Raw genomic sequence first — 17,946 nt, forward strand, 5'->3', positions numbered from 1 at the left:
ATGGCAAACTCAATAACTTGGCTGCATTACACAAAATATTTCAAAAAGCCAATAATGCCGATGAGCTTTTCTGTTATTTATCTGCTAGTACTTATTGCGGTTCTGCTGGTTTTCGGAGGGATAGCCATTGGTAAGTTTAATTATGATAATGTGACGGAGGTTGCAAGTTAGGGGGACAAAATGGATATCATCAATGTAAATGACGTATGCCTTACGCTTGGCAAAACGGAGATACTAAAGCACATAAACGTGTCCTTTGAGGAGGGCAAGATACACGGGCTTATCGGCAGAAACGGCAGCGGAAAAACAATGCTTATGAAGTGCATATGTGGTTTTATCAAGCCCACATCGGGTGAGATAACAGTTGACGGCAAGCAAGTGGGCAAGGACGTTGACTTCCCGAAAGATATGGGTATCATTATTGAAACACCTGGGTTTATACCGTATTACAGTGGATACAAAAATCTCAAACTTCTTGCGGGGCTTAACAACAAGATAGGTAAAGATGAGATAAAAAGCAGTATGAAACAGGTGGGGCTTGATCCCGAACTAAAGCGACACGTCCGCAAATACAGCCTTGGTATGAGGCAGAGGCTTGGTCTGGCACAAGCTATCATGGAAAACCCGAAGATACTCATTCTTGACGAGCCTTTCAATGGTCTTGACAAGGACGGCGTAAAAGAAATGCGTGAGTACCTACTTTCATACAAGGAGCAGGGCAAGACTATTCTTATTTGCTCTCACTCAGCGGAGGATATTTCTGTGCTGTGCGACACTGTGCATGAAATGGATAAGGGAGTCATTGAGGGGGTAAGGTGACATAGACTGAATAAGTATGGATTCGTATTTTTATTTAATGCAATACTATATTATATCATACTTTCTAAAAAAGTTTACATTTATCAACATGGAAGTTGAAATAGCCATATGAATTTATCAAATTCCATTAGCATCTATCACTGATAGGTGCTTTTTTTCATAACCAAAACAAGAAATGCGGGAAACAATTTATGATATAAAATTACGAATATGTTCCCCAATGCTATAGATACCATAAGAGTCGAGAAATCGGCTCTTTTATACAGTAGAGGAATACTGTTTGATATATTCCCTTATTTCGCACATAATATTAAGGACAAATTTGCTTATTCTATTGACATTTCCCTTATTTTATATTATAATTTAAGGGAAAATAATGGAGGTAAGGAAATGAGAAGTTTTAATTACTCTGGTTTTAAAGAACAAAAGTGGGATTCTGATATTCTCGGACTTATAGCGGCCATATACAAAGAGGCTGGAAAACAGGAGCAGTATCTGAAACAGCGTCCGCAAGAGATGGAGAAGCTTGTTGAGATGGCAAAAATTCAAAGTACCGAAGCTTCAAATGCGATAGAGGGTATCGTAACAACAAGCACGAGGATCAAACAGTTGGTCGAAGAAAAGACTACTCCTCGAAATCGTGACGAGCAGGAGATCGCAGGGTATAGAGACGTGCTGAACGTTATACACGAAAGCTTTGACGCTATTCCGATAACTCAGAACTATATTCTGCAGCTTCACAAAATGCTTTATAGTCATATGAACAATCCGCTTGCTGGCAGAACAAAAAGCGTGCAGAATTATATCAGTGCGGCTTACCCCGATGGACATACAGAAATACTGTTTACTCCGCTCGAGCCAAATGAAACATCTGAGGCACTTGACAGGATATGTGAAGAGTACAATCGTGTTATCGGTAATTTGGAGGTTGAGCCGCTTATAATTATTCCTATATTTATCCACGATTTTCTCTGTATACACCCTTTTAATTACGGCAACGGAAGAATGAGCCGTCTGCTTACTACTCTTCTGCTGTATCAGAATGGCTTTTACATTGGCAAATATATATCGCTCGAGGCAAAGATCTCTAAGAACAAAGATCTGTATTACAGTGCTATGAGTCAGTCGCAGACGGGCTGGCACGAGGGCAAAGAGGATGCTTTGCCATTTATAAAGTACATTTTAGGCACGATACTTGCATCGTATAAAGATTTTGAAGAGCGTACATCCATTGTTCAAGAAAAACTGCCTGCGCTTGAGATGGTCAGAATGGCAAGCAAAAGCAAAATAGGACGATTTAACAAGCAGGATATAAGGGAACTCTGTCCTACTCTCAGTGACAGTTCTATTGAAGGTGCACTAAGAAAACTTGTTGCCGCAGGAGAACTAAAAAAAGAGGGCAAGGGAAAGAGCACCTGCTATTTCAGATTAAATTAGATTAGATTAGAAGATGTTCTACACATCGCATGACTAGGTTTTGGCGGACTTGGAGCGGCAGGTGAATTTTTAGGTAATGCCAAGGCGGTTAGTTTGCTTGCCATAGAAACGATAAAGTCAGGAGATAAAGTCATTTCAACAGACCCTGAAACAATGAAAACTTCTCCGAAAACTGTTCTTGAAACCTACATAAGAGAGGTAACAACGCTTGTTCATCTCACTGTGAACGGTGAAGAAATCGTTACAACTGTTGACCACACGTTTTATGTGAATGATTGTGGCTTTGTCAACGCAGGAGAACTAATAGTTGGCGATAAACCTCTTGATGCTAATGGCAATGTTCTTTTAGTTGAAAATTTTGATGTTGAGTTGACAGAAGAACCTGTTAAGGTGTATAATTTCCAGGTGGAGGATTTCCATACTTATCATGTTGGCAAGTGTAGACTGCTTGTACATAATGCAAATTGTAATCAAGAAAAGCCTGTGCTTCCAAAATATGATGGAAAAACAACAGAGGGCGTTATGGTAACTCCAGATGGAAAGCAAATTTCTTTTAAATCAGGAAATAGTTCGACACCTTCATATCCTCAATATAAAGCACAATCAGCAAGTCATGTTGAAGGAAAAGCTGCTTTATACATGAGAGAAAATGGTATAAATGAAGCAACTGTATTTCATAATAACCCTAATGGAACTTGTGGATTCTGCGATAGACAAGTTCCAGCTCTACTTCCAAAAGGCGCTAAATTAACCGTGGTACCTCCAAGTAATTCGGTTGCAAATAATGTTCGTGCTATCCCAGTTCCAAAGACATACATTGGAAATAGCACTGTTCCGAAAATCAAATAAGAAAGGAATAAGGTAATCAAATGAAAATAAAACATTTTGGAGGAATTGAATATGCAAATAATATTTCTGAATTTTCAGAAATATTACAAAAAAAATATGGTGATGGTGTCAACGAGTTTTGGATTACTAATAATACTCAAGAGAATCCTTGCTTAGTGGTATTAGTAAACAAAGAAATGGCGAATCTCACCTATTTTCCAGACGAGGAGTCACTCGGTTTTCAGTCAGTTGGTCGCCAAACCGGTCAGACCAATGAATATTGTATTTTTTATACTAATACACCTGAGGAAGAAATTGAAATCAGCAGAGATTCAATTATCTCGGTAAATAAAGCTTTCGAGGCAGCCAAAAAATTTTTTTATAAACGTGAAATGCCAGATAATATTGAATGGGCTGAAAATTAAAGGTTTACAATTTTCAGGTGGAGGATTTTCATACATATCATGTTGGCGAATTAGGTGTATTAGTTCATAATGCAGAAAAATATGGTAACGGTCATTATGATAATAATCCTAGTGATAATCCCAAAGTATTAGCTGATGCTGAAGAAGATCCCAATGCAGTGTATGGCTATAAACCCAAAAAAGATGGCAGTTTGAAAAATTTCGCTAATGTGGATTGGTCAGATCCGGAATTTGTTGAAAGTGCAAGGCAAAAAAGAATTCAGTATATTGAAGATGATAGATCAATATGCGATTTAGTTTCTGATATGAAAAATAAAGGATGTTCTACAGAAGAAATAGCACATTTAATTTGTGATTATCGTAATCAAACAAGGTTAAATTCCTATCTCGATTTAGATGGAAATATTATAAATGAAAATGGATATAATGCTGCTTTAGAACGTATGCAAACTAGGTCTTATGATGCGTTAATTTCTAGTGGCAAGACACCAGAACAAATTATCAGTTCATCGATGAGAACAAATCCGGCAATGGATGCATGTGTAGGACTTTATGATGAAAATTTTAATAGTTATTAAGGAGTAATCATATGTACAAAATTGAAAAGAAAGAAAACTATGAGATTTATGCTTTTGACGAAATTGATTTAAGGATAAAGATTGTTGATAATAATTTATTAAAGAATGTATATATTAATTATAAAGGTTATAATCCATTATTTACAATGCTTTTAGGTGAGTTTTCTGCGGATTGCGAAATAGATTCAATACATTTTGATGTTAAAAGTGAGAATAGTAGACAAAATAATACCCTTTACGCAATTGTACAAAAAGAAGTTTTAGAGCTTTTTATTAAAGACATATATTTTTTTATAATAGAAAATAAGATAGAGCAAAAGCTTAATGAAAGAGATAAATCAATTTGGTCTTTTTAACTAATTGAATGAAGAAATTTACAATTTGCACAGATTAGCATAGCCGGTGTTGCCGTATTTACAGGCGGAATGAATAAAGGCTTTAACAGTGCGGCAAATAAAGCAGGCGTTAAGCCGTCTTGTTTTGTGGCGGGAACGCTTGTCATGGCGGTTGCCGGAATGGTTGCCATAGAAAAGATAAAGTCAGGAGATAAAGTCATTTCAACAGACCCTGAAACAATGGAAACTTCTCCGAAAACTGTTCTTGAAACCTATATAAGAGAGGTAACAACGCTTGTTCATCTCACTGTGAACGGTGAAGAAATCGTTACAACTGTTGACCACCCGTTCTATGTAAAAAATCAAGGCTTTATCAAAGAAGGCGAACTAATAGTTGGTGATGAACTTCTTGATGTAAACGGAAATGTTCTTTTAGTTGAAAATTTTGCTATTGAGTTGACAGAGAAACCTGTTACAGTGTATAATTTTCAGGTAGAAGATTTTCATACTTACTTTGTTGGCAATTGCAAGATTTGGGTTCATAACAATGATTGTGTAAAGAAAGTTGAATCTGGTGAGACTGAGCTAAAGACTAAACAGCAAAAAGGTAATTACTGTGAAATGAAAATGGATGATCATTATGAGAATTCCAATTTCTCAAGAATGGGTGATGATAGAATTGTATCATTGGATGATAAAATTCATCATGGAATAGATGGTGTATATAAGAATAACAATCCTAACGTACAACCAAAATATGTTGTAGCTGAAGCTAAATATGGTTCTTCGCAATTGGGTAATACCAAAAATAGCGGAAGGCAGATGTCTGATGCTTGGATATCTAAAAATCTGGATAAAGTTGTTGGTCCAGAGGTAGCTGATGATATATTAACAGAAGGGTACAGCAGAGAATTATTTAGAGTTAAAACCAGTCCTGGAACTAACGGTGGGGTTAAAGCTACAACATCTGTTAAAACTATCGATAGTAAAGGCTATGTTGTAAAATAATTAAAAAGGCGGTATTATATGAGAGATTCTATACGAACAAAAGCGTATTTTGATGAATTTATTGCTCAGGAAAAAGAACGAATTTGCAAATTTCAAGATAAGTTGAATTCAGGTTCGATTGATGATGAAAGAGTCCCCTTGATAAATAACAAAATAATATACTTAAAGACAGATCTCATAATAGCAAAATATTCAAGAGGAGATTCAATTAATGATATAAAAAACGAATTTGAAGAGTTGATAGATATGGTTTGCGAAAAAGGCGATGTGTCTATATATGAAGACAATCTATGTTTAGCTTCTTTGGCGTATCTCTTAGGTGTTAATAGCGATAAAATGATGCGTCTTAGAAGCAAACTGATGGAATCAGAAACCTATGATTATCTTATAGATTTTGTTTTTTTAGGCTCTGAAAGTGATATTGATATTAATAAGATATCTTTTCAGCGTGAGTATAAAAAGCTGACAAAATATATAGATGATAGGACAAAAGAAACATTTTTGAAGTATCTTCGTGGTTGGTATCGAAGTCACTTTCACAGTTCATGGTACGATTCACATAAAAATGAAAAATTCAAGCTGTATTTTGGATACTGGTGCTTTGAAGCTGGTGCTATTGCTAAAAGGCTCCAACTAGATGATAACGATTTACAAAATGAGCAGTATTATCCTTATGATATGGTTCATTTCAATTGAGTAATGACGAGGTGATAAAATGACACTTTCGATAGATGGTCGCTTATCTGAACTTATAGCGAACTCCTGTTCTTGAAACCTACATAAGAGAGGTAACAACGCTTGTTCATCTCACTGTGAACGGTGAAGAAATCGTTACAACTGTTGACCACCCGTTCTATGTAAAAAATCAAGGCTTTATCAAAGCAGGAGAACTAATAGTTGGTGATGAACTTCTTGATGTAAACGGAAATGTTCTTTTAGTTGAAAATTTTGATATTGAGTTGACAGATGATTCTGTTAAGGTGTATAATTTTCAGGTAGAGGATTTCCATACTTATCATGTTAGCGGATTAGGTGTATTGGTATATAATGCTGGTGATTATTCTAATCTAAAAGATTCAAAATATGTAGGTGAAGGGAAAAAGTTTACAAAGGCTCAAAAAAGACAGATAATACAAGAAAATATGAGACGAAATGGCGGAAAAATAAAATCTGATATGTCAGGAAAAGAACTTGTTCCCGCAACTCAAAGTAAGCTAAACGTTACGCCAGATCCATTGAAAGTTCAAATTGACCACATAAAGCCAAGAAGCAGTGGATGAAGTAACAGTTATTCTAATGCACAGGTTTTATCAAGAGAAGAAAATATTTTTAAATCAAATAAGTGAGGAAAAATTATGTTTGATATTGATGAAAATACAATGGTAATAACAACTGTAGATATTATTAACAAAAAAAAGAAAGTAGTTTTAGTTTTCCATGATAAAGAAGATGAAATGTGGGAATTTTTGGACGGAGAGGACGTTAGTGAAGAAAGTGCTGCTATAATATCGATTTCGGAAATGGAGCAGATTGATTCTTCTATTGGTGAATTATGTGATCTTCCTCTAGGATGCGGCGCTTTTCGTGATGATGAAACGCAGCCATGGAAATGGTTTGAAATAGAATGACCTCTTTTATTAGTGCCAAACAATAATAAAGGTGAAATTTACTAATAATTATGGATTCGATTTATAAGGAATGGGTTGTCAGCATCTTATTTTTATTTCATTGAAATCTTTAATGAAACACACACTGTGAACGATAGAATAGGTTATGACCTTGATCATTATCTGACAATATGTTGAAGGGCATGCAGCTGCTATTATGCGTCAAGAAGGTATTACATCAGCCAATTTATATATTAACAAACCGCCTTGTTCAACTGGTGCTATGTGCAGATTCAACTTAAATAAAATACTTCCGGAGAATTCAACTCTTAATGTTCATTTTCCTAATGAATTTGGCGTTGGGGCTATTTGGCAATTCAAATCTGGAACAGCTAGATGGAAACTTATAGAGTTTTGAAAGGAGTAAAAATGTATAAAGCGTATATAGAGTATTGTATTGATGGATATAATGATATAAAAAAAGAAATAACTGACTTGGAACAACAGCTTAATAATATTAAAGAAGAAACAAAAGATATATTCACATCACCATTTGGGGTAGATATAGTTATTGATTCTATAGGAAGAATGAGTATTGGTATTACTCAGGAAACGATAGTTTGCTATAAATCCGATGATTTTGAAATTCAACTTACTGCAATAGGCGATGAAAAATCAAGTGGTGAAACGTTATTTTATTTTGGCGACTACTCTTTAATGTCGAATAAGTATCTTATTCCGTATGAGATAGGTTTAAAAATTATACATAATTGGATTGACACAGGGCAATTACTTGATGAAGTAAAATGGATCGATGAGATATTCTGAGCTTATTTTTATATTATTGGTCGGCGAAAATTATTATGAATTCATAATAATTCTATTTTCTAAACTTTTAGTTATAAACGGCGAAGAAATCATAACTACAGAAAATCAAAGTAAAAAATATATAGAATAACGGAGGTGTAAAAATGCCAAGCAACCAAGAAAAAGTTTCACAGCTTTTAGCGGCAAGGTGATATATAATAATCCTAAAGCGGGAAAACAAGTAGTATATGATACAGATGGTAATTACTTTAGGATTGAAGACACAACTTTAACAGGAAAAAGAGTATACACTTATCTATTTTCTAACTTGCGTTTTGAACCTATATATGAGAAGATTCTAAGCTTATTCATTTGGTAATCAACGGCGAAGAGATCATTACGACTGAAATGCACCCGTTCTATGTAAATAATCGTGGCTTTGTCAATGCAGGAGAACTTGCAATCAGTGATGAACTTCTTGATTCTAATTGCAATGTTCTTTTGGTTGAAAATCATTCTGTCGAATTGACAGATGAACCCACTACGGTGTATAATTTTCAGGTAGAGGATTTCCATACGTATCACGTTAGTGGCTTTGGTGTGTTGGTACATAATGCTGGGAAAGATTATTCTAGACGCGAACGTATGGGTAGACAAAAAGGTAAATCTCCGAGAGATCAGAAAAAACAACAAAAACAAGTTAAAGCAATAACACGTGAGTTGAAAAGACGTGGTGTGCCAGAAAATAAGATAAAAGATAATATACATGATATATTACATGACGAAGGCATGGATTATCAAGAAGCACTAGAAGAGGCTTTGAATTATTTTGGAGTATAGGTAGGAAGTACAATGACTTTATCAGAAAAAAATACAATAACGGAATGCATCAATAAAATTAAAGGTGCGAAAAGTATAAAAATAGGGAGAGCAGCTGATTTAGTTTGGATTGCCATGAAAGGAATTGATGGTAAAGATTATGCACTCCATATGCAAACTTTTTTTAGATTTTGTAATATCGAAGAAGTATTAATTACTGATATGGATAAATATCAGCCAATATCACCAATGACCGAAACTGAAAATTTTAATTGGGATGTAAAAGGTAATAATTTATTTGACAAATGGTGCGATGATTTCAACAAAAATTTTTCAGATAATATTGTAATTAAATCTATTGAAATAAACAATTTTGGTGATCTTAAAATTAAATTTAGTAATTCTATAACATTAAATGTTTTTGTTGATACAACTTCTAATGATGAGTGTTGGCGTTTCTTTGTATGGCATGGAAAAGAAAGACATCTTGTTATAACTGGCAGAGGGATTCAATGTCGGGAGGATAATGTTAGTGAATAAAAAAGAGAGAAATTATATTTCAGAAAGACTTCAAGTACTTGTTGGAAATAAGGTTGCTGATATTAATAGAAATCATGGGGACATTTGGATTGATTTTGTTGATGAGCACGGTAAATGTTATATATTATTAATGCAGACTTTATTTAGAATATGTGACAATGAAAAAATTTTGGTTACTGACACAGACAAATATAATAAATTGGAATCAGAAAGTGATGATGATTTATTTGAGTGGGATGTTAATGGTGCAAATATATTTGATAAATGGGTTGCCTCTAACAAAAACGATTTACTTAATAACCTTATTGTTCAAAAAGTAAAAATCACGGAATTTGGTGATTTGGTGATTATATTTAATAAAAGTATCACATTGACTGTATATTTGGAAGTTACAAACAATACAGAATGTTGGAGATTTTTTGAAAAAGGTAACGATGAGAAATACGATTTAATTGTTTTAGGAGATTGTATTAACGTTGATTTGCTCAATTAATGTTATTTGAGATAGGATACAGACTATACTTAAATACATATGGTAAAAGATTTCAAGCTTAAATAAATAATGTAAATTACTCAATCGGATATCAAATTTGTAAAAATAGAATAACGGAGGTGTAAAATTGCCAAGCAACCAAGAAAAAGTTTCACATATTTTAGATATTATTAGGAGTTGTAGTAAAATACAACTGTATAAACTCTGACTATTATTGAGAGCAAAGACGATTATTACGACGAGTACTACTACATGAAGCCCGAATGTGAAAAAAGCCGTAGGGAGAAATTCAAAGACGGCTGCAAAAAAGTCGGCGAATGGTGTAAGAATCATTGGAAAGAGTTGGTTATAGGCGCTATATGTATTGTTATTGGTGCTGTTTTAACCGTATTGACAGGTGGCTCATTTTTAGCAGTACTTGGTATAGGATTTAAGGCAGCTGCAATGGCAGGGTTTATATCTGGTGGGATTAGTGTGATGAGTTCACTGATAGTTTCGATTTTCAGTGGAGATAGTTTTAAAACGATTTTGGGAAAAGTGTTAAGATCATTTGTAGATGGTTTCGCTAGTGGATTTATGTGGGGTGGAATTTTTGCTGGTGGTGCGCAGACAATATCTGCAATATTAAAATTTTCTAGAAGTGGTACATTGATATTTGGCGGTGAACAACTGCAATTATTCAAGCCAAATAATTTCTCAGGTAAAACTTTGGGTAAAATAAAAATATGGTCTCCAAACGGACTTAATAACCCAAATTCTGGTGGAACATTATTTAAAATTGGAAAAACTTTCAGATTGGATTTTGAGGCTGGAAAACAACTTTTTCATACGCATATTACATATAATTTATACAATAGTATGCCTAATTTCATGAAATCCATGAAATGGATATTTGATCCCGCTAAACGTGATGTACATGTTAGATTGACTTCAATATTAGGAGGAGTAATAGGTGTTACTCAGAAAGAATGATCAAAAGAAAAAAGTTAAACAAGCATTTATAGATGGTGATGTTTCTACAAAGTTATTAAAAAAAATAATTAAGCTAGCACCTTCTTTTTTCTTTCTTGAAATTTGCGATATTTGCAAGAATGATGAATTAACAAAAATTATTACTAATTCTAAGCAAACATATGCATCATTGATAACTAAAAACGAAAATACCGATATTGTTATTGTAGCAAATAATGACTTTTTTAATATATCTGTCAATTTATTGTTTAAAAGCTTATGTGAAACTATAGTTATATATTTTCCTTTTGAAAATATTACGTTTCAACAATTTCTTTATAATTGTGAACCGTACTCAAACAATCCGCAAAAATCAGCTATTATAAAAGGTCTATGTTATATGATCTGTACATGGGTAACAAATGAAAATAGATTATATTTTCATTTTGATAATTTTAAGGGTATAGAAACGTTTGAAAAAATTAAAACGTTAATTTGAAACAATTATATAAATTTAATTTTTACCACAAATTCATTAAGAAAAGTTGAATCTTTTGAAAATACATTTCCGATGTTGTGACTATTGACTAAAATGTGGCTGATGCTATTGATTTTGCAATTGCTCTAAATGTGCAACATGGTTCTAATTATGAGAATATTGAATTACATTTTGGATTCTCACGAGAAGAGGGAATCTTTTTAATGGGGAAAATTCTCCAACTGTTGAAGAGTTTAAAAGGAGAGCAAATGAATTGGGTTCGGAGGTTATGAAAGATTTTGTTCATGAGGCATTACAGTATGTTGAATTTAATGATAATTTAGACATTGTGGATTTTGCTAATGGAAGTACTGATAGAATGATATCCTATAGTGGAGATATTATTTCGACAAGGTATGACGATCAGGATTTTTTATCTGATATTGATCCGAATAATATACAGTATAAATTTGAGAACAGTAACAGTAATTTTCTGAAAGTTCAACAGGAATATAATAAGGCTGTAATGGATGGCTGAATCGATCCTAAATCGGAGTTCATATTAAATAATGGTGGTATTGATCAAATTCGCAATAATATAAATTACGATGTTAAATCTACTTTGGGTGCTTATATTGATGGTGAACTTGTAGGAGAAAAAAAGAAGAGAGCAGATAAATATAAACAGCATATTGATGCCTTTATAACATTTTTGTAAGATTAACTTAATGAGGGATTTGTTTATAATGAAACATAAAACCATATTTTCTACAATGATAATTATTACTTGTATTCTTATAATATTTTTGGCTATTGTAATAGGTTTCGGAATATGGTTCTTAAACAGTGATAATGAAACAGAAGCTGATTTACAGTGGAAACGAAAAACCATTAACGACTGTATTAATCAAACAAGTCAGAATTATGATGAGATACGTGAGTTGGTTTGTGATCCGGGTTCTGATGTTGCACTTTTGGGACATGATTATGATTTGCTCAGCAAATTAACGAATCTTGAAACAATTACTATTGTCGGAATCAGTGACGCTTCAGATGCACAGAACTTTTTTGAAGAGTTAACTAAACTAAAAAAATTAACTTCTGTTAATATTGTAGATTCACCTATTGGTTCAATAAGAAAGCTGGCAGATATCAGAAGTCTATCAAGCTTATGCATTAGATCAAATCCTTATGGGGGTGCTCGTTTTAAAATTGACGATATTAACTTGCTCGGAACAGAGGGAAGCTTCAAGAATTTAAAATCGTTGGAATTATACGATGTTCAAATTGAAACCTTACCGGATTTATCCGAATTAACGGAATTGAAATCACTTTCAATTTCAGGAGCTGATTTTACCAAGCTGGATGATGAAAGTGTTAATTGGGAGAATATTGTATCCCTCAATATAAATTCTACGAATATACACTCAATTGATAAAGAAATTATAAATAAACTTTATAATCTAAAAGCTTTAGATGTTTCTTATTGTAATATTACAGACATAAGCTTTGTGTTAAACTTACCAAAATTAGAAGAGTTCTCATATTTAGGGCATGATACTCATGGAATTGATTTGAAATGCTTAAATGAACATCCAAATTATGATGAAGCTTGGATGAAAGATTAAATTTGATATTTTTAGCAGATATTTCAAAACTCTTCGCAATGGTCTTGTGGGTGGATATATAGAAGGTTTTTTTGAGAATATTGGTCAAGGCGGAATTGATGCAATAAAAGATTAAAGGAGTGAACTGTTGATTGAGAACTAAAAACAATTATTTTGAGATTAGACATAATGGATATGTCTTACTGTTTTTAGTAGCCGTACTTTTTTCTTTTGTAATTATACTTGAAATAATTGATTTTGTTGAACACTCTTTTAAAGCAAATTGGTTTATGTATATAGGATTACTTGTTTTTTGTGTTTTGCTTTCTTTTCCTGTATTATTCACTACTCTGAAAATTAAAGTACGAAAAGATGAAATAATGGTTGTTAAAACCTGCGGTATCCGAATAAAAATAACAACCGATGAGATAAAAAAAGTTACTATTATAAAACCGGATACAGTTGATCAAAAAACCAATATTGTTACACGAATAAAAGTATATGCGGGTATACGAAAGTTTTACGTAGACAGCAAAATGAAAAATTATGATAAATTCTTGAATTTCATAACAGAAAATGTTGATGACCAAATAATAGAATATAAGGTTAATTGGATTACAAAAACTAGATCTTAAAAATTGTAATCAGCGTTTGCAATGTTGACGATGTAATTAGTTCTATAAAAGCGTCTACACAGACTCAGGAAAATAAGATCGACGCTCTTGATAATCTCAAAAAAGATGTAAATGAGTTTGTTTCTGATGTTGTGCGTATCGACGGCGATGTCGCTGATGTTATTAATAAGAGCAAGAATGACTTTTACGATAAGTATGAATACTTAAAAACCGGATATTGAGGATGGAGAATGGCGAGATCATGTATGAGGCTTTCAGAGATGCGACTGACGGAACTGCAGGGTGGTCATTCTCAGATGAGACTTACATAGCAATTTTAGACTGGAAGGAGAAATAATAAATGAAAAAAGTCATCAGCCTTATTTCGAGCTTAGTATTGGTGATATCTCTGAGTAGTTGTGCCATTAAAGAAACGCCTATCATAAACGGTGTTGAGTATAAATACAACGATCAGTTCTACGCAGATACGGTAGATCAATTATTGACATACATAGACGATGGGGATAAAGACGGCGTAAAATCCTTACTGTGTAACGGTCTGAAAAATTCAGATGGTATTGACGCTGATATACAAGCGCTGATTGATGGATTTGAAGGCGATATAATTCGCACGACAGAGTATGAAAAGGATACTGTGAGCGCCAGTTCTTCAGGGAAAAATTATACCAGTGCTTTTCTTTCCAGATCATTTTATATTATCACGGATAAGCAAAAATATGGGGTATATATAGCAGTTTGTCCCATCGATGAAAAGCATGATGATGGGGAAGATCTGGTCGGCGTTTATAACATATCCATAAATACTTTGGATTATGAGTCCGGTGATATCGAGTGTAATACTGCCAATACTATTGAAATTGCAGACCATAACTGCTGCGTTGCTTCCGGTTATGGCGACAGCCGCAGTTATTTAGTGGCTCAGACGGGCAATAAGTACGAAGTTATAGATATTTACAGGATAATCAATCCACAAAGTATTGTAAAATATGATGATATAACCGCATGGAACAGCAGAGATTTTCTGAGCTTTAAGGAAAAATTCGGTGCTCCGTATGCCGAATCTCTTGACAATGACAAGGAACATGTTTTAGCCGATGTATATATGTATGAAATTTCAGACAGCAATAAATATGCGATCGTGGCTGTTGGCAGAGATGACGGCTCGATCAATGCGCTGTCTGTTAAGGATATAGACAGCCGTTGGAGCGAAGATAATAAATATGAATATATTTTAGAAAATGAATAGATTAAAGGCAAGGAATTAAATAACAAATGAGCAGCGAAATAATCGGAACAAAATTCAAGTACACGGTATTAACATTGACACCGTTTTCTTCACACCATTTATGCACTGTAAGTCCGCTACTTTTCTGTGCCTGGATCTGGGCTGACCATTCGGTCAGGCGAAATTCGTTCTTTACCGTTGTGATCGTTGTTTTCATTATCTTTATCTCCACATCTAATTTGGTCTAAGCAGCTCTATAGACTTTTTGAGATTGGGTAATTTACTCTATGGAGTTGCTTGAAGTTTATTATACTTCTTTAGTCATCGGTGGGGTAGATGCGGAGGGTTTGACGGTTACATTCAAATTCACAACGTCAATGATAGATGATATTTTAGAAGATGTCCCCGTGATTGATACAAATAGATATACTTGATGTAAAAATAGAAAATGTTTATTCGTCGTTTGGTGGGAAAGGAAATGTTATGAAATTAGAAAAACAAATTACAAATGAAGAGCTGCTTGAACTTACAAAAAAAGCATTTGAAAATAACGAGGTTGCTGAGTTCCTTTGCGGAGAAAAAGGATATGCTTGTCCTATAAGTCACTTTGTTCCAGCAAATGTACCAACGGATTTTAGTAGAATTATAGATTTTGGAGTATACAAACTTTATGAGGAAACTAAAAATGAAAAAATTGTTGCCAAATTCGAAGAAGCCATATTGTATTTTCTTGATTGCGATCCAGCAAAGAATTGGATAGCGTTTATGGTATGTTGGAATCAAATTAGGAATGAAAAAAGACACGAAGCACCATTTAAATTCATTAATCAAGAGTTAATTGAGAAATTGAAGGAAACGCTATTAAAACACGAAAAGGAGCTTCGTGTTTGTATGGAATGGCAAGGTTGGAATGAAGAAAATGGGCTTTGGCAGGAAATTACAAGAATTAATAACATTGCAACTAAAAATTATGGGGTGAGTATATTATGAATATAGACGAAATATTTAGTAAAGGTGCATCTTATCTAATATCTGAAAAAGGTTATGAAGACTATATTTCAGGCAAAGATGTTACATTGTGACGTCCTGTTGGAGATGATACTGTTGTTTGGGTTGCACCAAGTGCCGAAATTGATGAAGCTATAATTAAAACCAAATCCGAATGTTAACCCTAGTATAGAAGAAATCGGCAGCGCGAATTCAATAAATGGAATCCCAACCAAACAATTAAATAATCTATATAATTCATTAGGAAGAGATTCTGAGTGCTTACGTTTCATTCATTGTATTTACTATACAAGCGCAGCAAGAACTTTCATATGGGTTCTCTTTAAAATACCCTTAAATACTTTTATTATTGTGAGGTTTAGACTATGGCATTTGTTAATGAAAAGCTGACTCCAACGCAAAGAGAGAAACTGGCTAAGAAAAAGATTAAGAACCCATACGGGAGCTTTATGGACACGACAGAAGGTATCATGCCCCTGTACTTAACTATTGACAAAAATTCTGAAACATGGTTAGCACATTGCTATAACCATCATGACACGAATAATGATATAGAGGAATTTATCTTTATGTATAAATCAAATCCGATACCTGTTCAAGCAATAAAGAGTATTCATGAACAACAAGTTTGTTGGAAAATAACACGTATTGATTTCCCGAAAGGATTGCTAAACGATAGAGAACACCTTCAAATTTTGTTAACTGACGCGTTCAAAGCTTACAACATATCCGGATGGCCTGGCGAAGAAAGTGGACAGACCAAGGTAATATATGGCTATGAGTAAGGAGGTGTATTGTAATGTTGACGTTATTGGAAGCATTAGATGAGCTCAATTCAAAATCAGAAAGTGAATTTACGCTTGATTATCTTGAAGAACTTGCTAAAAAAGTATCTATCGAACCTGTGCCTCATTTAACGATTAAAGGCTCTGAGCTGACCTAAAATTGGTCTTATCAGAGCCTTTTTTACATTATGCTTTTTAACAAAATGTCATTTTAGGCTGTGCATTTATTCTGGCAGCAGGACGCAGGCACAGAAACCGGGTTCGGGCTGATAGCAATATATGGTGAGGTCTTTTCCAATCTCAGCGCTAAAATCCTTCAGCGTGTGCTTTGTGCCGTTGAGTGCTACATCTGCGTAAGATACCACCCATTTTCGGTCTCCGTTGCGAAATACTTCATAAAAAGACCGATTCAGCATTTCTTCCACGGGCACACCCTCAACTACCGCCATCTCCTTGTTGCAGTAGCGGAAAATAAAGTCAACGCCGTGACCATCCTCATCGAATACAAGCTCGATAACGCAGTAAGCCAGAGGCATTTCGTCCATAATACTGCACTTCTCGTAGAAACCCAACGGCGGGTCGAATTTCTCCTTAGGCGACGGAACGTCTAGCCCAAGCTCCTTACGCAGCCGATGTGGATGGGCTGAATGGCAGCTTTGACAATACCGAGTTTGATCTTGCTTCTGCAGAGAATACAACAATTGAAAACGCCCCAACAGACACAACTGCTTTTGGCATTTCCGGAGGTGCGATCACAAAAGATCAGAAGATCGGAACTATTACAGTAAAGATCACCTCAGACACCTCAGACTCCTCAGACACTACTATGGTGAAAAATTTGGAGAATCTGCGCGGTGTATTTGAAAATGGTGGCAAGGCAAAGCTAAACAACGATCTTAACGGAGCATACGAGATGCTGACGGTTTCGTCAGGAAAAGATCTGGAGTTTGATCTGAACAGAAAGACGCTGAGTGTCGAATCTATTTCACTCTCAAATGATGGCAACGAAACGCTGACGCTGCGCAACGGTACTATCGGTTGTTATGTGCAGATGAATGGAAGAGCTGAACAACATCTGATCGTTGACAATTGTACTCTGGATGAGTTGTGCGACAATAATAATTACTCAGATGTGACCTTGAGAGATTGTGTCATCACGAAAGATTGCTTTACCAGCTATGGCGGCATTTGGAAATTCGAGGGAGTCAATAATATTACCGGAACAATGAAAGTTAAAAAAGATGTCACCATTTCCGGCGACTTTACGTTAGGGACGCTTAAAGTTCCCATGGTTACTTCCGGTACGCCGACCTTAAAACTGTCGGGTAATATTCGGATAGGCAAATTCTCCTTTGATAGTGTTTATAGAGAAGAGGCAAAGATCATCTGCGGTGTGGGTACATATAACTTTAAGCCGGATGAATATGAAACAGGCAGATATGGCGGTATTCAACTAGCAGAGGGATGCACCGTCAGCGGACCTGATGAGAACGGCATTTACACCGTTACAGCGGAATAAGGAGGGCAAAAAAATTAGGCAGCCGTTACCGACTACCTAAAG

23 protein-coding genes and 3 pseudogenes are annotated in these 17,946 nt (G+C 34.6%); 25 read left to right on the top strand and 1 reads right to left on the bottom strand.

Going from position 1 to position 17,946, the window contains the following annotated elements; translation table 11 throughout:
- The first annotated feature begins 180 nt into the window (after nt 1-180).
- The 24 genes and pseudogenes from KQH97_RS00725 (at nt 181) to KQH97_RS00840 (ending at nt 16,543) form a co-directional block, all read left to right on the top strand.
- Nucleotides 181-819: an ATP-binding cassette domain-containing protein gene (locus KQH97_RS00725; RefSeq protein WP_216552150.1), complete on the top strand. Its 639-nt coding sequence runs from the start codon at nt 181-183 to the stop codon at nt 817-819.
- Between the two features lie 390 nt (nt 820-1,209).
- A complete protein-coding gene (locus KQH97_RS00730) occupies nt 1,210-2,256 on the top strand; it encodes a Fic family protein (RefSeq protein WP_216552152.1) in 1,047 nt (348 codons plus the stop codon).
- A gap of 93 nt (nt 2,257-2,349) precedes the next feature.
- Nucleotides 2,350-3,105: pseudogene (locus KQH97_RS08710) on the top strand (polymorphic toxin-type HINT domain-containing protein); the annotation flags it as partial.
- 20 nt (nt 3,106-3,125) lie between these two features.
- Entirely contained in the window at nt 3,126-3,509 is a 384-nt protein-coding gene (locus tag KQH97_RS00740) for an Imm1 family immunity protein (protein WP_216552156.1), read from the top strand.
- A 17-nt stretch (nt 3,510-3,526) separates the two neighbouring features.
- Nucleotides 3,527-4,087, top strand: a complete 561-nt coding sequence (locus tag KQH97_RS08580) for a hypothetical protein (protein WP_253286327.1) — start codon at nt 3,527-3,529, stop codon at nt 4,085-4,087.
- Between the two features lie 11 nt (nt 4,088-4,098).
- Nucleotides 4,099-4,443: a hypothetical protein gene (locus tag KQH97_RS00750; protein WP_117859462.1), complete on the top strand. Its 345-nt coding sequence runs from the start codon at nt 4,099-4,101 to the stop codon at nt 4,441-4,443.
- A 69-nt stretch (nt 4,444-4,512) separates the two neighbouring features.
- Entirely contained in the window at nt 4,513-5,430 is a 918-nt protein-coding gene (locus tag KQH97_RS00755) for a polymorphic toxin-type HINT domain-containing protein (RefSeq protein ID WP_216552158.1), read from the top strand.
- A gap of 18 nt (nt 5,431-5,448) precedes the next feature.
- Nucleotides 5,449-6,126 (top strand): PoNe immunity protein domain-containing protein, encoded by a 678-nt coding sequence (locus KQH97_RS00760; RefSeq protein ID WP_216552160.1) that lies wholly within the window; start codon nt 5,449-5,451, stop codon nt 6,124-6,126.
- A 64-nt stretch (nt 6,127-6,190) separates the two neighbouring features.
- Nucleotides 6,191-6,710, top strand: a pseudogene (locus tag KQH97_RS00765) (polymorphic toxin-type HINT domain-containing protein); the annotation flags it as partial.
- A gap of 75 nt (nt 6,711-6,785) precedes the next feature.
- Entirely contained in the window at nt 6,786-7,058 is a 273-nt protein-coding gene (locus KQH97_RS00770; RefSeq protein WP_216552162.1) for a hypothetical protein, read from the top strand.
- A 184-nt stretch (nt 7,059-7,242) separates the two neighbouring features.
- Nucleotides 7,243-7,455, top strand: a pseudogene (locus KQH97_RS08800) (DddA-like double-stranded DNA deaminase toxin); the annotation flags it as partial.
- Entirely contained in the window at nt 7,434-7,865 is a 432-nt protein-coding gene (locus KQH97_RS00780) for a hypothetical protein (protein ID WP_216552164.1), read from the top strand. The pseudogene KQH97_RS08800 and the gene KQH97_RS00780, both read left to right, overlap by 22 nt.
- A gap of 351 nt (nt 7,866-8,216) precedes the next feature.
- On the top strand, nt 8,217-8,684 hold the full coding sequence (locus KQH97_RS00785) for a polymorphic toxin-type HINT domain-containing protein (protein WP_253286328.1): 468 nt from the start codon (nt 8,217-8,219) through the stop codon (nt 8,682-8,684).
- 12 nt (nt 8,685-8,696) lie between these two features.
- Complete coding sequence (locus KQH97_RS00790) at nt 8,697-9,203, top strand: hypothetical protein (protein ID WP_215650091.1); 507 nt, start codon at nt 8,697-8,699, stop codon at nt 9,201-9,203.
- Nucleotides 9,196-9,696, top strand: a complete 501-nt coding sequence (locus KQH97_RS00795) for a hypothetical protein (RefSeq protein WP_118160541.1) — start codon at nt 9,196-9,198, stop codon at nt 9,694-9,696. Before KQH97_RS00790 ends, KQH97_RS00795 begins: the two co-directional genes overlap by 8 nt.
- 252 nt (nt 9,697-9,948) lie before the next feature.
- Nucleotides 9,949-10,668, top strand: a complete 720-nt coding sequence (locus KQH97_RS00800; protein ID WP_216552166.1) for a hypothetical protein — start codon at nt 9,949-9,951, stop codon at nt 10,666-10,668.
- Nucleotides 10,649-11,146 (top strand): hypothetical protein, encoded by a 498-nt coding sequence (locus KQH97_RS00805; protein ID WP_117905749.1) that lies wholly within the window; start codon nt 10,649-10,651, stop codon nt 11,144-11,146. Before KQH97_RS00800 ends, KQH97_RS00805 begins: the two co-directional genes overlap by 20 nt.
- Nucleotides 11,147-11,414: 268 nt before the next feature.
- Entirely contained in the window at nt 11,415-11,663 is a 249-nt protein-coding gene (locus tag KQH97_RS00810; RefSeq protein ID WP_216552168.1) for a hypothetical protein, read from the top strand.
- Between the two features lie 208 nt (nt 11,664-11,871).
- Nucleotides 11,872-12,753 carry a leucine-rich repeat domain-containing protein gene (locus KQH97_RS00815; RefSeq protein ID WP_022287966.1) on the top strand — a complete coding sequence of 294 codons (882 nt, stop codon included), beginning with the start codon at nt 11,872-11,874 and terminating at the stop codon, nt 12,751-12,753.
- A 131-nt stretch (nt 12,754-12,884) separates the two neighbouring features.
- Complete coding sequence (locus KQH97_RS00820) at nt 12,885-13,367, top strand: hypothetical protein (protein ID WP_118160549.1); 483 nt, start codon at nt 12,885-12,887, stop codon at nt 13,365-13,367.
- 340 nt (nt 13,368-13,707) lie between these two features.
- Nucleotides 13,708-14,613 carry a DUF5104 domain-containing protein gene (locus tag KQH97_RS00825; protein WP_216552170.1) on the top strand — a complete coding sequence of 302 codons (906 nt, stop codon included), beginning with the start codon at nt 13,708-13,710 and terminating at the stop codon, nt 14,611-14,613.
- Between the two features lie 462 nt (nt 14,614-15,075).
- Nucleotides 15,076-15,582, top strand: a complete 507-nt coding sequence (locus tag KQH97_RS00830) for a hypothetical protein (RefSeq protein WP_216552172.1) — start codon at nt 15,076-15,078, stop codon at nt 15,580-15,582.
- Between the two features lie 383 nt (nt 15,583-15,965).
- Nucleotides 15,966-16,385 carry a hypothetical protein gene (locus tag KQH97_RS00835; protein ID WP_216552174.1) on the top strand — a complete coding sequence of 140 codons (420 nt, stop codon included), beginning with the start codon at nt 15,966-15,968 and terminating at the stop codon, nt 16,383-16,385.
- Nucleotides 16,386-16,399: 14 nt separating this feature from the next.
- Entirely contained in the window at nt 16,400-16,543 is a 144-nt protein-coding gene (locus KQH97_RS00840; RefSeq protein ID WP_216552176.1) for a hypothetical protein, read from the top strand.
- A gap of 66 nt (nt 16,544-16,609) precedes the next feature.
- Here the strand turns inward: KQH97_RS00840 and KQH97_RS00845 are convergent, their stop codons facing one another.
- Nucleotides 16,610-16,930, bottom strand: a complete 321-nt coding sequence (locus KQH97_RS00845; RefSeq protein WP_216552178.1) for a hypothetical protein — start codon at nt 16,928-16,930, stop codon at nt 16,610-16,612.
- 89 nt (nt 16,931-17,019) lie between these two features.
- Here KQH97_RS00845 and KQH97_RS00850 point away from each other — a divergent pair, with 89 nt between their 5' ends.
- Entirely contained in the window at nt 17,020-17,904 is an 885-nt protein-coding gene (locus KQH97_RS00850; RefSeq protein WP_216552180.1) for a hypothetical protein, read from the top strand.
- The last annotated feature ends 42 nt before the right edge of the window (nt 17,905-17,946 follow it).

Source organism: Ruminococcus sp. MSJ-25, assembly GCF_018917825.1.
Lineage (GTDB): Bacteria > Bacillota > Clostridia > Oscillospirales > Ruminococcaceae > Hominimerdicola > Hominimerdicola aceti.

What these genes read in the sequence shown, in the direction of transcription:
- KQH97_RS00725 (WP_216552150.1), top strand. Translation starts at nt 181, where the DNA reads ATGGATATCATCAATGTAAATGACGTATGCCTTACGCTTGGCAAAACG.
- KQH97_RS00730 (WP_216552152.1), top strand. Translation starts at nt 1,210, where the DNA reads ATGAGAAGTTTTAATTACTCTGGTTTTAAAGAACAAAAGTGGGATTCT.
- KQH97_RS00740 (WP_216552156.1), top strand. Translation starts at nt 3,126, where the DNA reads ATGAAAATAAAACATTTTGGAGGAATTGAATATGCAAATAATATTTCT.
- KQH97_RS00750 (WP_117859462.1), top strand. Translation starts at nt 4,099, where the DNA reads ATGTACAAAATTGAAAAGAAAGAAAACTATGAGATTTATGCTTTTGAC.
- KQH97_RS00755 (WP_216552158.1), top strand. Translation starts at nt 4,513, where the DNA reads ATGAATAAAGGCTTTAACAGTGCGGCAAATAAAGCAGGCGTTAAGCCG.
- KQH97_RS00760 (WP_216552160.1), top strand. Translation starts at nt 5,449, where the DNA reads ATGAGAGATTCTATACGAACAAAAGCGTATTTTGATGAATTTATTGCT.
- KQH97_RS00770 (WP_216552162.1), top strand. Translation starts at nt 6,786, where the DNA reads ATGTTTGATATTGATGAAAATACAATGGTAATAACAACTGTAGATATT.
- KQH97_RS00780 (WP_216552164.1), top strand. Translation starts at nt 7,434, where the DNA reads ATGGAAACTTATAGAGTTTTGAAAGGAGTAAAAATGTATAAAGCGTAT.
- KQH97_RS00790 (WP_215650091.1), top strand. Translation starts at nt 8,697, where the DNA reads ATGACTTTATCAGAAAAAAATACAATAACGGAATGCATCAATAAAATT.
- KQH97_RS00800 (WP_216552166.1), top strand. Translation starts at nt 9,949, where the DNA reads ATGAAGCCCGAATGTGAAAAAAGCCGTAGGGAGAAATTCAAAGACGGC.
- KQH97_RS00810 (WP_216552168.1), top strand. Translation starts at nt 11,415, where the DNA reads ATGAAAGATTTTGTTCATGAGGCATTACAGTATGTTGAATTTAATGAT.
- KQH97_RS00815 (WP_022287966.1), top strand. Translation starts at nt 11,872, where the DNA reads ATGAAACATAAAACCATATTTTCTACAATGATAATTATTACTTGTATT.
- KQH97_RS00825 (WP_216552170.1), top strand. Translation starts at nt 13,708, where the DNA reads ATGAAAAAAGTCATCAGCCTTATTTCGAGCTTAGTATTGGTGATATCT.
- KQH97_RS00830 (WP_216552172.1), top strand. Translation starts at nt 15,076, where the DNA reads ATGAAATTAGAAAAACAAATTACAAATGAAGAGCTGCTTGAACTTACA.
- KQH97_RS00835 (WP_216552174.1), top strand. Translation starts at nt 15,966, where the DNA reads ATGGCATTTGTTAATGAAAAGCTGACTCCAACGCAAAGAGAGAAACTG.
- KQH97_RS00840 (WP_216552176.1), top strand. Translation starts at nt 16,400, where the DNA reads ATGTTGACGTTATTGGAAGCATTAGATGAGCTCAATTCAAAATCAGAA.
- KQH97_RS00845 (WP_216552178.1), bottom strand. Translation starts at nt 16,930, where the DNA reads ATGGACGAAATGCCTCTGGCTTACTGCGTTATCGAGCTTGTATTCGAT.